This is a genomic window from Xanthomonas sp. WHRI 7065, assembly GCF_040203115.2.
GTDB classification, from domain to species: domain Bacteria; phylum Pseudomonadota; class Gammaproteobacteria; order Xanthomonadales; family Xanthomonadaceae; genus Xanthomonas; species Xanthomonas arboricola.
Genome location: NZ_CP168194.1, coordinates 396684 through 409421, shown reverse-complemented (window position 1 = coordinate 409421; position 12738 = coordinate 396684). Strand labels below are relative to the sequence as shown.

At 67.9% G+C, this 12738-nt stretch carries 12 protein-coding genes; 6 read left to right on the top strand and 6 right to left on the bottom strand.

Annotated elements, in window-relative coordinates; genetic code table 11:
• Window positions 1-40: 40 nt before the first annotated feature.
• A complete protein-coding gene (locus ABQY64_RS01730; RefSeq protein WP_349780195.1) occupies window positions 41-922 on the bottom strand; it encodes an NAD-dependent protein deacetylase in 882 nt (293 codons plus the stop codon).
• The gene (locus ABQY64_RS01725) at window positions 919-1584 is read right to left on the bottom strand and encodes a TetR/AcrR family transcriptional regulator (RefSeq protein WP_374151354.1); all 666 of its coding nucleotides are present in this window, start codon (window positions 1582-1584) and stop codon (window positions 919-921) included. Before ABQY64_RS01725 ends, ABQY64_RS01730 begins: the two co-directional genes overlap by 4 nt.
• A gap of 97 nt (window positions 1585-1681) precedes the next feature.
• On the opposite strand from ABQY64_RS01725, the gene ABQY64_RS01720 reads away from it, so the two are divergent.
• From ABQY64_RS01720 to ABQY64_RS01710, 3 genes are all read left to right on the top strand, one after another.
• The gene (locus tag ABQY64_RS01720) at window positions 1682-1948 is read left to right on the top strand and encodes a hypothetical protein (RefSeq protein ID WP_127159598.1); all 267 of its coding nucleotides are present in this window, start codon (window positions 1682-1684) and stop codon (window positions 1946-1948) included.
• Between the two features lie 171 nt (window positions 1949-2119).
• Complete coding sequence (locus ABQY64_RS01715; RefSeq protein ID WP_349780193.1) at window positions 2120-4603, top strand: TonB-dependent receptor domain-containing protein; 2484 nt, start codon at window positions 2120-2122, stop codon at window positions 4601-4603.
• Between the two features lie 101 nt (window positions 4604-4704).
• Complete coding sequence (locus tag ABQY64_RS01710; RefSeq protein ID WP_349780192.1) at window positions 4705-5712, top strand: nuclease; 1008 nt, start codon at window positions 4705-4707, stop codon at window positions 5710-5712.
• 117 nt (window positions 5713-5829) lie between these two features.
• Here the strand turns inward: ABQY64_RS01710 and ABQY64_RS01705 are convergent, their stop codons facing one another.
• Complete coding sequence (locus tag ABQY64_RS01705) at window positions 5830-6765, bottom strand: alpha/beta fold hydrolase (RefSeq protein ID WP_374151332.1); 936 nt, start codon at window positions 6763-6765, stop codon at window positions 5830-5832.
• A gap of 89 nt (window positions 6766-6854) precedes the next feature.
• On the opposite strand from ABQY64_RS01705, the gene ABQY64_RS01700 reads away from it, so the two are divergent.
• Window positions 6855-7283 carry a MerR family transcriptional regulator gene (locus tag ABQY64_RS01700; RefSeq protein ID WP_349780191.1) on the top strand — a complete coding sequence of 143 codons (429 nt, stop codon included), beginning with the start codon at window positions 6855-6857 and terminating at the stop codon, window positions 7281-7283.
• A 64-nt stretch (window positions 7284-7347) separates the two neighbouring features.
• Here the strand turns inward: ABQY64_RS01700 and ABQY64_RS01695 are convergent, their stop codons facing one another.
• Window positions 7348-8637, bottom strand: a complete 1290-nt coding sequence (locus ABQY64_RS01695) for an MFS transporter (RefSeq protein ID WP_047126308.1) — start codon at window positions 8635-8637, stop codon at window positions 7348-7350.
• Window positions 8638-8734: 97 nt separating this feature from the next.
• On the opposite strand from ABQY64_RS01695, the gene ABQY64_RS01690 reads away from it, so the two are divergent.
• Window positions 8735-9622 carry a LysR family transcriptional regulator gene (locus ABQY64_RS01690; RefSeq protein WP_126968190.1) on the top strand — a complete coding sequence of 296 codons (888 nt, stop codon included), beginning with the start codon at window positions 8735-8737 and terminating at the stop codon, window positions 9620-9622.
• Between the two features lie 416 nt (window positions 9623-10038).
• Window positions 10039-10704 carry a hypothetical protein gene (locus ABQY64_RS01685; RefSeq protein WP_349780190.1) on the top strand — a complete coding sequence of 222 codons (666 nt, stop codon included), beginning with the start codon at window positions 10039-10041 and terminating at the stop codon, window positions 10702-10704.
• A gap of 18 nt (window positions 10705-10722) precedes the next feature.
• Here ABQY64_RS01685 and ABQY64_RS01680 read toward each other — a convergent pair whose 3' ends face one another.
• Window positions 10723-11529 carry a TatD family hydrolase gene (locus tag ABQY64_RS01680; protein WP_046344968.1) on the bottom strand — a complete coding sequence of 269 codons (807 nt, stop codon included), beginning with the start codon at window positions 11527-11529 and terminating at the stop codon, window positions 10723-10725.
• A gap of 234 nt (window positions 11530-11763) precedes the next feature.
• A complete protein-coding gene (locus ABQY64_RS01675) occupies window positions 11764-12681 on the bottom strand; it encodes a LysR family transcriptional regulator (RefSeq protein WP_349780189.1) in 918 nt (305 codons plus the stop codon).
• Between the last annotated feature and the right edge of the window lie 57 nt (window positions 12682-12738).

The window sequence follows — 12738 nt, the reverse complement described above, 5'->3', positions numbered from 1 at the left end:
GCCGCGCGCGTGGGCACAACCGCTGCGATGGATCACTGCGTCATGCCGAGCGCGCCCTGGCGTCGTTGACGCTGCGTGCACGCATCGGATCGAACGGGGTGTGCAGGAACGCCAACGCCTGCGCGCACGACTGTTCGACCTTCAGGCTGAGCAGCTCGTCCGCACGGGTGCGCCCGAAGTTGAGCGCGGCGATCGGCAGGCCGTCCTTGGCCGCGGCCTGCACGAAACGAAAGCCCGAATACACCATCAGCGACGAGCCCACCACCAGCACCGCATCGGCCGCCTGCAGATGCGCAAATGCACGCTCCACACGCTCGCGCGGCACGTTCTCGCCAAAGAACACCACATCCGGCTTCAGCACGCCGCCGCACACCGGGCACGGCGGCACTGCAAAGCTGTCGAAGGCCACATCGTCCAGGTCCGCATCGCCATCGGGTGCCTGCGCCGCGTCCAGGTCGGCCCAGCCGGGGTTGGCGTGCTCGAGCAGCAGCTGGAATTCGGTACGGGGCATGCGCCGCTCGCAGCCCATGCAGCGCACCACATCGAGCCGGCCATGCAGATCGATTACCGCCTGACTGCCGGCGGCCTGATGCAGGCGATCCACGTTCTGCGTCAGCAGCAGTTCCAGCTGGCCGCGCGCTTCCAGTGCGGCCAATGCGTGATGGGTGGCATTGGGTTGCGCCAGCCCGAAGCGCGGCCAGCCGACCAGGCTGCGCGCCCAATACCGCTGCCGCGTGGACAGCTCGCCCATGAAGGCCTGGAACGTCACCGGTTGCGGACGCTTCCAGCCGCCTTGCAGATCGCGGTAATCGGGAATGCCCGAATCGGTGCTGCAACCGGCGCCGGTGAGCACGAACAGGCGCCGATGACGTTCGATGAAGTCCTGAAGTACGTTGCTGTCCTGAACTGCTATCGCCGTCATCGCGTAACTCCGGTGGCCATGAGGTAACTGTGCAGCAACACCACCAGTTGCGCCTGCAGCGGCGCAATCCGCACCGCAGGCGCACCCTCCTCGAGCAGGCTCTTCACCGGCCCGGTGATGGCCGCCATGCCGATCTCGGCCACCGCCTCGCAATCGTCGAAGCGCACATCCGCGGCGGTGGCCAGCGCAGCGGCAAACGCCTGCTGCGAGCGCTTGCGCGCCTGCGACCCCAGCGCGGCGCCACCATGCAGCTCGGCGATGGCGTACAGCGCGCGCGAGACATCCACATGCTGCAGCTTGGCCTGCACAAAGGCATGCACCAAGGCCTCGCACTGCTGCGCCAGCGTGCGCCCGTGTTGTTGCGCGCAGGCCCGTTCCACCGCATCGATCACTGCCTGCAGGTGCCACTGCAGCAACGCGATCAACATCGCCTGCCGATTGGGGTAGTACTGGTACACGCTGCCGACCGACACGCCGGCACGCTCGGCCACCCGCGTGGTGGTGCAGCCCTGCAGTCCGTCGGCCACCAGCACCTGGATGCTGGCCTGGCGGATGACCTCCACGGTGGCGCGCGAGCGCGCTTGCTGCGGGGCCTTGCGCGGTGCTGGCAGGGGGAATGAGGTGCTCACGAAGGCGACTGTACACACGGATGGATGGCACATAGTCTGGGGGCCTTCTTGGTGATTCCAAGCAAGCGCCCCTCTCCAGCTCCGCACCCATGGCGCTGCGCGACAGCGCCGAGCGCCCGATTGCTTCACCGTGTCGCTCGCGAAGGCACTGCGTAACGCAGGCTTTGCGGTCAATGCGCCGATGCGTTCAATGCGATCAATCACGCTCGCGCCGCTATCGATCTCAACGACCACGCCGGTCCAGGCAGCGTCGAACAAGCGGCTGCCAGCGTGGCGCGGGTTGCGATGTCCGAGCTGGCACCGGCGCGACGACACCGAGGGCGGAACGATTGACCTGGTAATGCGCACCGAACGACGCACAGCCGGCTGCCTGCCGCGCACGGTTGAAATCGCTTGAAAACAGGTGCCACGTCACAGATCGGCACGCGAACCCACCAACTTAGCGTGATCGGGCGCACACGCAATGCTGCGGAAACATGGCGCCGCGACAGTGGGCAGCTCCCCCGCTGACCCCACTCCTGCCATGCCCTACACCCACATCCGGACGCGCTCCGGAGTGCGTCGTGCCGTGTCGCGTCGTCCGCTCGCCGTCCTGCTTGCACTGACCCTGGCCACCCCCGCGCTCGCGCAGGAGGCCGCACCCGCCACGCCTGCCACCCGCAAGGGCGAGGACGGCATCTTCTCGCTGGACCGGATGATCGTCACCGGTGCCGGCCAGGCCCAGAACCAGTTCGATGCCTCGTATGCGATCACTGCGCTGACCGCCGAGCAGATCGACAAGCTGGCCCCGCTCAACCTGGCCAGCCTGATCGGCTCGATGCCCGGCATCTATGCCGAATCCACCGGCGGCGAAGTGCAGAACGTCTACCGCATCCGCGGCATTCCCGACGAAGGCTCGTTTGCGGTGATCCAGGAAGACGGCATCAGCCCCTACCCGGACAACAACGGCTACTTTTACAAGACCGAAGGCCTGGTGCGCCCGGACCTGATGGTCGAATCGGTGGAAACCGTACGCGGCGGGCCGTCGCCGATCTTCGCCTCGAATGCCGCGGCCATCGTCAATTTCGTCACGCGCCAGGGCGGCGACACCCCCGAAGGCGCAGTGCGCACCACCGTCGGCGACACCGGGCTGTATCGGCTCGATGGCTACTGGTCGGGCAAGCTTGCCGACGGCTGGTACCTGGCTGCCGGCGGCTTCGTGCGGCGCAACGACGGCTACCGCGACGTGGGCTTTCCGGCCGACGAGGGTGGGCAGTTCCGCATGAACCTCACGCATACGCTGGAGCACGGCAAGCTGACCTTCACCGCCAAGCATCTGGACGACAAGAATGCGTTCTACATGCCGATCCCGCTGTACGACCCGCGCGACACCTCGCGTTCGCTGGACCCGTTGATCGACCGCTTCACCGGCACCTTGAGCAGCGCGCAGCTGAAACGCGCCAGCATCGTCTCCAGCGATGCCAACGGCGCGCCGCAGCGCGAGTTGCGCGACCTGTCCGATGGCCGCCACATGAAGTTCAACCATCTGGGCGCCAACCTGGACCTGGCCTTCGACAACGGCTGGAGCCTGTCCAACAAGGCCATCGTCAATCGCCTGGACATGACCTTCGACGCGCTGTATTCCAGCAATGCGCCGCAGGACGCCGCCGCGTATGCCAACAGCCGCCGCGCCGCCGCCAGCGCCGCGTTTCCCGGCCTGAGCTCGCTGGGCTACGTCTACACCGACGACGGTAGCCGCTTCGATCCGGCCAGCACCGACGGCCTGGTGATCCAGGGCCAGTCCCGCGCCATGAACGTGCGCGCCGATTCGTTCGCCGACGACCTGCGCCTGCATCGCCGCTTCGACTGGGGCGGCGACAGCCACGACATCACGCTCGGCGTGTACGGCGCCTACTACGCGCGTTCCTACAATTCGCGTTACCAGAGCTATCTGCTGGAGATGCGGCAGAACCCGCGCACGATCGACCTGCTCGGCTACGACGCGGCCGGCAACGTGGTCGGTGGCGTGACCAAGGACGGCGTGGTGATCTACGGCGCCGACCGCACCCAGGGCAAGGCCTACACCAGCATGCTGGCGCCCTACATCGCCGATACCTGGCAGGTGACCGACAAGCTGCGCCTGGAAGCCGGCGTACGTCACGAGCGCTACCGCTACCGCGCCTGGAGCATGCTGCGCAGCACCGGCAACCTGGGCATGGCCGACACCCTGGCCGACGATGCCGCGCGCCTGTTCACCGGGGCCCGCGCGCACACCGCGCTGGACGTGGGCGTGACCAACTGGACCGCGGGCTTCAACTACGACATCAATCCCACCGTCGGCATCTACGGCCGCGCCTCGCGTGCGCACCGCGCGCCCAGCGAGGGCGCCAACGAGGGCAACGTCAACATCCCCACCGCCGACCAGTTCGAGCTCGGCACCAAGCTCAACTTCGACACGCTGGATGTGTTCGCCACCGCCTTCTATACCAAGTACGACCCGTACAACATCGGCACCAGCGCGGTGAATCCGCAGACCGGCGCGGCCGAGTCCAAGGACTACCGCGGCAGCGTCACCAACCCCGGCATCGAACTGGCGGCGGTGTGGACGCCGGCGCAGTGGCTACGTCTTGATGCCAACCTGACCTACAACGACACCAAGGTGTCCGACCTGACCGAAGTGGTGGCCAATGGCGCAGTGGCCGTGGTCGACGTGGACGGCAACATGCCCAACCGCCAGCCGAAGCTGTACGGCAATGCCGGCCCGACGCTGTTGTTCACCACCGGTGCGTTCGATTGGGAAACCTCGTTGCGCTACGCCTATGTGGGCAAGCGCTACGCCGACCTGGAAAACACCACCGAGCTGGCCGCCTACGACACCCTGGCGGCCAACATCCTGGTGCGCAACGGGCCGTGGGACGTGCAGCTGTCGGTGGACAACCTGACCAACACCTTTGCGCTGACCGAAGGCAACCCGCGCACCGACACCATCTCCGGCCAGGGCACGCGCGCACCGATCTACGGCCGGCCGATCTACGAGCGCAACTCGCGGCTGGTAGTGACCTACCACTTCTGAGTGCGCTGGCGTCCGGGGTGTCGCAGCCTCGATGCCAGCGCTCCACTTCCCGATCCATCGCCTGCAGCGCCGCAGCTGCGCTACAGGCCACAAGGACTGCCATGACAGCTTCCCGTCTTGCCTGTGCGCTGCTGGTTGCAGCAGCGACGTGTTCCGGCGATGCCGCCGCCTGGGGCCACCGCGCGCATGCCGCCATCGACAGCGCCGCGGTGCAGGCCCTGCCCGACGACGGCCCGGTCTTTCTCAAACAGTACGCGCAGGTGATCGCCGACGGCGCCACGCTGCCGGACGGCTGGCGCAGCGAAAGCGAACCCTTCCTCAAGATCGACGAAGACCCCAACCACGGCTGGTTCCGCGAGCAGTTCGCCTTCATGCAGCACCCGCCGCGCTCGCGCTACGCCTTCGTACTGGCGCTGTACGACGAACAGCGGCGCATCGCCGGTAGCGACCCGCAACTGGCGCAGCGCATGAACGTGCGTTGGGCCGGCACCTTGCCGTACGCCGCCACCGAAGGCTACCAACGCATCGTGGCGACCATGCGGCAGCTGCGCACGCTGCGCGCCAAGGGCCAGGACACCCGAGAGCTCGAACGCAACTGCGCGTTCTACGTCAGCTGGTTTGCGCACTACATCGGCGATGGCGCGCAGCCGCAGCACGACAGCATCCATCACGACGGCTGGCAGGGGCCGAACCCGCACGGCTACAGCACCGACCCGAAGGTGCACGGCAAGTTCGAGAGCGATTATGTGGAGAAGATTGCGCTGACCCCGCAGGACCTGCTGAGCCGCATGCCGGCCCTGGCGCACCAGGATGGCGATGTGTTCGAGCAGATCCTGGGCTTTCTCGACATCGGCACCGGCCGTGTCGAGCAGGTCTATCGCCTGGAAAAGGCCGGCGCCTTCGACGACGCATCCAGCAGCGATGGCCGCGCGATGGTCTATCGCACCGCCGGCGATGGCGCGGCGATGCTGCGCGACCTGCTGGTGCGCGCCTGGCGCGAAAGCGCGCTGCGGCCGGGCACCTCCACGCCCCCCAGCATGGACCCACGCCATCCGCAGTACGACCCGGCGACCGGATCTGCACCTGCCGGCAGGTCGCCCACGCTGTAACTGGCGATGGCGACAGGTGTGCCGCCATCGGTGTGCCGACCTGCGCGGCGGCAACGGGCGCCGCGCGGGCAGCACAGCGCAGCGCGCCATGCGGATCGCGCGTGCCATCACGCCGCGTCAGTGGGCGTTGGCGGCCTGTTCGACAAAGCGCAGCAGATCCTGATTGAAGCGCGGGCTGTCTTCCAGAAACGGGGCATGCCCGGTGTTGGGATACAGCACCGTCTGCGCACGCGGCTGCAGCTGCCGTGCACGCGCCAGCGCCGGCCCGGTGGTCACCAGTGCATCGCGCGCGCCGTACATCAGCAGCACCGGCAGCTGCGTGCGTTGCAGGCCGGCAACGTCGATCGACATGCCCTGCACGGCCCGCTGCATGTCCCACGAGGCCAGCGACGCGTTGGCCAGCAAGGTTTCAAACACCGGCGCCGGAGGCTGGGTGGCAAAACACAGCCGCAGGAAGTCCTGCACCGCCCGCAGGTGCGTGCGCAGGTCGTCGGAGACCAGATCGCGATAGATCGCCGGATGCGCGCCCAGTTGCTCTGCGCGCAGTTCGATCACGCCATCGACATACACCACGCCGCCAAGCCCTTCGTCGCCGTAACGGGTGAGGTAGTTAGTGATCACCGCACCGCCCAGCGACCAACCCACCAGCACCGCATCGCGCGCGTCTGCGGCCTTCACCACGGCGGCAAGGTCGTCGGCCCAGCGCATGCCGTCCCGATACGCGGACGCTGCCGCCGGCTTGCCGGACAGCCCATGCCCGCGCAGGTCGTAGGTGATCAAGCGATAGCCTTGCAGGCGCGGATCGGCCAGCTGCGCGTCCCAATCGATGCGGCTGCCGAGCAGGCCGTGCACGAACACGATTGCCCGGCCATCGCTGGCACCATGCTCCTGCACCGCCAGGGCCACGCCGTCGGGCGCGGTGACGGTGTAGCTGCGCGACGCCGGGGGTGAGGCCGGGCCCGCCGCCGCCAAGGTTGAAGAAAACAGCAGCAGGCAGACCAGCAGGTAGCGCATCGGCAACATGCCAATGACGGGGAGAAAGCGAACAGGCATCGGAGTGAGCTCCAGACAATGTGAGCCACCATCCTCGAGCCTCACACCAATGTGAGGGTCAAGCGTTGCGTGCAACGTATGCTGGGCGCATGGCCACATCGTCCGAACCCTCACTGAGCATTGGCGCGCTGGCGCTGCAGACCGGTGCCAGCGTGCGCTCGCTTCGCCACTACGACGCGCATGGGCTGCTGACCTCCTCGCGCAGCGCCAACGGCTACCGGGTGTTTCCCGCCGCCTGCGTTGCGCAGGTGCGGCAGATCCAGCGGCTGATCGCCACCGGCTTCAGCCTGGACGACATCCTCGGCTTCCCCGATTGCATGCGTCTGGTGGAAGGCGCGCAGATGTGCCCGGAAACCGCGCAGGTGCATCGGGCACGCCTGCAGCTGATCGAACGCCAGCTGGCCGACCTGGAGCGGCGCCGTGCGCGTTTGCTGGAAACCCTGGCGCAGGGTGCGGCGGATGCCGCGGCCACGCTGCCGCCTGCAGCGCAGACCAGACGCAGCAAGCGGGCGCGCTAGAGCGGCTGACAGACACCGCGCAGTCGTGCAGTCAGTCGTTGTTGGACGCGGCGGTCGAGCCGCGTCACTCGCCGCGTGCAGGGTGAGGCGCAAAGCGCCCGTATGGCCGGGTGTCGTCGGCGCGCTGGCGCAGCACGTAGGCCGCCGCGAAGGCGAGCGCCAGCAAGGTCAGGCACATGCCGACCAGCGCGCCCCAGCCACCGTGTTGCCAGAACCAGCCGCCAAGCGCGCCGATCACGCTGGAGCCGGCGTAATAAGCCAGCAGATACAACGATGCGGCGTGACTGCGGTGCGCACCACCGAGCCGGCTCACCCACGCGCTGGCCGCCGAATGCGCAATGAAGAAGCCGATCGTCAGCAACACGATGCCGCCCACCACCAGCGCCAGCACATGCGCCAGGGTCAGCGCCACGCCGAGGATGCACAGCACGATGCCGGTGGTGACCACCGGGCCGCGCCCGAAGCGATCCGACGCCGCACCGGCCACCGACGAACTGACGATGCCGAACACATAGGCGCTGAAGATCATGCCGATCTGGCTCTGGCTCAGGCCGAATTCCGGCCCGCCCAACCGGAAGCCGGCGTAGTTGTAGAGGCAGACGAACACGCCCATCAACAGGAACGGCAGCGCGAACAGGAACGGCAGGTTGCGGTCGCGCAGATGCCCGGCCCAGGCGCGCAGATGGAAGCGCAGGTTGATGCCGTGCCGGCGCACGAAGTTGCGCGACGGCGGCAGCAACCAGAAGAACGCCAGCGCGCACAGCAGGTCGAACACGCTCAACACCGCCAGTGCGGTGCGCCAGTCGTAGTGGTCGGTCAGCACGCTCATCACGATGCGCCCGCTCATGCCGCCGAAGGCATTGCCGGCCACATACAGGCCGGTGGCCGCGCCCATCTTGTTGGCCGGCAGTTCCTCGCCCAGATACACCATCGCCACCGCCGGCACCCCGCCCAGCGCGATACCGGACAAGGTGCGCACCAGCACCAGCGCGCCCCAGTGCGGCAGGAAGGCGGCGATCAGGTTGAGCACTGCGGCCAGCGCGATCGACACGAACATCAGCCCGCGCCGGCCCAGGTTCTCCGACACTGCGCCGGCACAGAAGATCGCCAGGGCAAGCGCGCCGGTGGCCAGCGACAACGGCAGCGAGGCGGTGGCCGCGTCCACGCCAAAAGCGCGCGCAAACTCCGGCAGCACCGGCTGCACGCTGTACAGCAGCGAGAAGGTGGCAAAGCCGGCCAGGAACAGGGCCAGGCGGATGCGGCCGCTGGCCGGCGCATCGGCGGCGGCGGCGTTGTCGGCAAGGCCGGCGGTGGCGTCCGGCAGGCTGCCGGTGCGGCGATCAGGAGAGGACACGGGCGCAGCATCGAGACGTGGGACGGCGAGTATTCGCCTGCGCCGACCCCCTGTCCAATATATGATGCTGGCAGTTGCCATATGCAGAACAGATAGCATGGAACTTCGCCACCTGCGCTACTTCCTGGCTGTCGCCGAGGAGGGCAACTTCACCCGGGCCGCAGCGCGGGTCGGCATCGGCCAGCCGCCATTGAGCCAGCAGATCCAGGCGCTGGAGCGCGATCTGGGCACGCCGCTGTTCCGGCGCACCCACAGCGGCGCCGAGCTGACCCCGGCTGGCGAGGCCTTCCTGGTCGAGGTGCGCCGCGTGCTCGCCGATGTGGAGCGCGCCGCGGAAACCGCACGGCGGGTGGCGCGCGGCGAATCCGGCCGGCTGCGGCTGGGCTTCACCGCCTCGGCCGCGTTCAACCCGGTGGTGCCGCACCTGATCCGCGACTTTCGCCGGCAATGGCCGCAGGTCGAGCTGCTGCTGGAAGAAACCAACACTGCCGGGCTGCTGCTGGCCCTGGCCGATGGCCGCCTGGACGCGGCCTTCGTGCGCTACGGCCTGAGCACGCCGCCCGACCTGCAACTGCTGCGCTTTGCCGACGAACCGATGAAGATCGCCGTGCCCACTGCGCATCGCCTGGCCGCCCGCAACAGCGCGCCACTGGCCGCGCTGGCGGGCGAACCGTTCATCCTGTTCCCGCGCAGCTTCGGGTCCAGCCTGTACGACGAGATCCTCGCCGCCTGCCGCGCATCCGGCGTGACCTTGCGCATCACCCAGGACGCGCCGCAGATGTCGTCCATCGTCAATCTGGTCGCCGCCGAACTGGGCGTGTCGGTGGTGCCCGCCTCCACCGCGCAGCTGCAGCTGCCCGGCGTGCGCTATCTGGATATCGAAGGCCAGATGCCGCTGGCCAGGCTGGCCCTGGCAATCGCGCCCGGCGCCCTGGACACCGCGCCGCTGGTCCGGCATCTGTGGGCGCTGGCGGAAGTGCTGTGAGCCAGGCTGGTCTCGAGCCGACAGCACCACGGTTGTTGTAGGAGCACACTTGTGCGCGATGTGGCTCTCCCGGTAACGCCCTCGCGCACAAGTGCGCTCCTACCTGCCAACAGGCGGAAAGATGTTGGACTGCGTTGCCTGCCACCAGCGATGACGCTGGTTCTCTTGAACCGAGGTCTGATCAACACACCCCATCAGCCACACCCGAACCGTTGATCCTGTGGAAGCACGCATGCCCGCAATGCTGTTTGCGTGGCGACATCATCGCGGCCAGGGCCTTCGCTGCAGATAGCATGCACGTTGCCGACGCGCGCAGGTGCCCTGCGGAATCCGGGCACACCATCCAGGCACACCGCTTGACCTCAACCGCGATTGAGGTCGTTCAATGCCTGCACCTTCCATCACCTGCGCCCGTCATGCATCTTCGCCATCTGTTGCTGCCCTGCCTGGACCCCGACCTCAGCCTGCGCTTCTATCGCGAGGTACTGCAGCTGCCGCAGCACGGCAACAGCATCCGCATCGGCTGGAGCAGCCTGGAATGCGTGCAGGCGCAGCAGCCGGTGGGCAGCGTGCATCTGGCGTTCAACGTGGCGCCGTCGCGCTTCGACGCCGCTGCGCAGTGGATCAGCGCACGCAGCAAGCTGCTTGCCGATCCACATGGCCGCCGGCAGTTTCAATTGGATGGCGTATGGCAGTCGCGATCGGTGTATTTCGCCGGCCCCGATGGCGCGGTACTCGAGTTGATCGCGCGTCGGGCGGTGCAGGTGGCCACCGGCGACGGCGCGTTCCACGGTGACGAGTTGCTGTGCGTGAGCGAGATCGGCTTACCCAGCAACGATGTCGCGGTGGTGACCAGCAGTGTCGCCCACCACTTCGGCGTGCGGCCGTTTGCGCCGGCGCTCGAGGGCTTTGCCGCGCTGGGCGACGATGATGGCTTGTTGATCGTGGTCGATCAGGCGCGGCGCTGGTTTCCGCAGCAGCGGCAGCTGCCGTGGGCAAGCGGCGTGCGGGTCAGCGTGGATGCACCGCAACCGGGGCTGCGCTTGCGCGATGCGCAGGGCTGGGAGTTGCTGGCGGCGTGATCGCCCACGCCGCGCAGGTCATGCCGCCGCTGCAGGCGCGGGCAGACGGAAGAACGCCCGCGCCGCCGCGGTGCTGTTGGCCGCGGTCAGCGCCACCTCCTCGCCACGATCGCGCGCGAGTTCTTCGACGATATGCGACAGGAACATCGGCTCGTTGCGGCGGTCCTTGGGCATCGGCTTGAGCGTGCGCGGCAGCAGGTACGGCGCGTCGGTTTCGATCATCAAGCGGTTGGCCGGGATGTTGCGCACCAGCTCGCGCAGATGCAGGCCGCGGCGCTCGTCGCACAGCCAGCCGGTGATGCCGATGTAGTAATCGCGGTCCAGGTAGTCGAACAGTTCTTCGCGGCTGCCGGTGAAGCAATGCACCACCGCCGGGCCGAGGCGGCCATCGAAGCTGCGCATGATCGACAGGAAATCGTCGTGCGCCTCACGCTGATGCAGGAACAGCGGTTTGCCGTTGTCGGCAGCCAGTTGCAGCTGGCGCTCGAAGGCCTTGTGCTGGGCCGGACGCGGGGCGAAATCGCGGAAATAATCCAGCCCGCATTCGCCCACCGCCACCACCTGCGGGTGCGCCTGCAGCGTGCGCATTTCGGCCTCGCATTCGGCGGTGAACTCCACTGCGTGGTGCGGGTGCACGCCGGCAGTGGCGTAGAGGAATCCGGGATGCTGCTGGGCCAGCTGCAAGGCCAGCGGCGAATGCTCGCGGCTGGCACCGGTGATCACCAATTGCGCAACGCCTGCCTCGCGTGCGCGTTGCAGCACGGCGTCGCGGTCGCGGTCGAAGGAGTCGTGGGTGAGGTTGGCGCCGATATCGATCAACTGCATGCTGCGGTGTCGTGTGGGGAGAGCCGGGCAAGTGTAACGAGTGGGGATTGTGTGCGCTTAGCGCTTCGCGTCCCTTCTCCCGCCGGGAGAAGCTGGCGCGCAGGACCGGATGCGGGTGCGAGCGGAGCCTCGCATGACCCACCACCCAATGTGGCGTCGCCCCGTCCCCTCACCCCAACCGCTCTCCCGCAGGAGAGGGGCTTTGCTCCCTTCTTCCAGGAGAGAGAGAGGGATTCAACCCACCACCGGCACCACCATCGCATCGATCTTCGCCGCCAGCGCCTGGATCGTCAGCAGCGCCGAGCGCGACAGCTGCCGCTGCGGGGCCACGCACAGCGCCAGCGTCATCGGCTTGGTCAGGTGGCGGCGGAACGGCACGAATGCCAGGCGGCCGTCGGCCACATCCGGCGCGGCATCCAGCCACGACATCAGGCCCACGCCGGCACCGGCGCGCACCAGCCCGCGCAGCGTGCGCACATCGTTGCAGTGGGTCAGCCGCTTCACGTCGATGTGCTGGCGTTGGTACAGCACCTTGGCATGCTCGCCGACGATCAGCGGGGCGGCCGGCAGCAGCAGGCGGTGTTCCAGCGTTTCGCTCAGCTGCAGCTCGGTGCGGGTGCTGAGCGGGTGGCCGACCGGCATCGCAATCCCCAACGGGATGTCGGCAAAGGCGCGCACCTCCAGGTCCACGCTGCTCACCGGGTCCAGCAGCAGGCCGATATCCACATCGGCCGAGGTCACTATTTCCATCACCCGCTGGTTGCGCGCGGTGGACAGGTTGAAGGTGATGCCGGGGTACTCCTGCACCAGCGCCGCCACCGCCTCCGGCACCACGCCCTCGCTGAGCGCGTCGATCATGGCGATCTCCACATGCCCGCGGCGCAGCCCCTTGAGCTCGTCGAAGCGCTCCAGGGTGCGGGCATAGGCCTTCTCCCAGCCGCGTACGTCCACCAGCAGCAGCTCGCCGGCGGCGGTCAGCCGCAGCCGCCCGGGCAGGCGCTCGAACAGCTGCGCGCCCAGCTCCTCCTCGGCCTTGAGGATCTGCCGGTCGATCGCCGAGGCCGACACGTGCAGCACGTCGGAAGCCTTGCGGATGCTGCCGCAGCGGGCCACTTCGATGAAGTAACGGGTGAAGCGGGAAAAGGTCAGCATGCGGCGGGGCTCGGTTGGCGTTGCATTTTTTGCAATGGCTTGGCTGAAAATCGATGT

Excerpts from the sequence above, each read along its gene's own strand:
- ABQY64_RS01730 (WP_349780195.1), bottom strand. The coding sequence starts at position 922 with ATGACGGCGATAGCAGTTCAGGACAGCAACGTACTTCAGGACTTCATC.
- ABQY64_RS01725 (WP_374151354.1), bottom strand. The coding sequence starts at position 1,584 with ATGTGCCATCCATCCGTGTGTACAGTCGCCTTCGTGAGCACCTCATTC.
- ABQY64_RS01710 (WP_349780192.1), top strand. The coding sequence starts at position 4,705 with ATGACAGCTTCCCGTCTTGCCTGTGCGCTGCTGGTTGCAGCAGCGACG.
- ABQY64_RS01705 (WP_374151332.1), bottom strand. The coding sequence starts at position 6,765 with ATGCCTGTTCGCTTTCTCCCCGTCATTGGCATGTTGCCGATGCGCTAC.
- ABQY64_RS01700 (WP_349780191.1), top strand. The coding sequence starts at position 6,855 with ATGGCCACATCGTCCGAACCCTCACTGAGCATTGGCGCGCTGGCGCTG.
- ABQY64_RS01690 (WP_126968190.1), top strand. The coding sequence starts at position 8,735 with ATGGAACTTCGCCACCTGCGCTACTTCCTGGCTGTCGCCGAGGAGGGC.
- ABQY64_RS01685 (WP_349780190.1), top strand. The coding sequence starts at position 10,039 with ATGCATCTTCGCCATCTGTTGCTGCCCTGCCTGGACCCCGACCTCAGC.
- ABQY64_RS01680 (WP_046344968.1), bottom strand. The coding sequence starts at position 11,529 with ATGCAGTTGATCGATATCGGCGCCAACCTCACCCACGACTCCTTCGAC.
- ABQY64_RS01675 (WP_349780189.1), bottom strand. The coding sequence starts at position 12,681 with ATGCTGACCTTTTCCCGCTTCACCCGTTACTTCATCGAAGTGGCCCGC.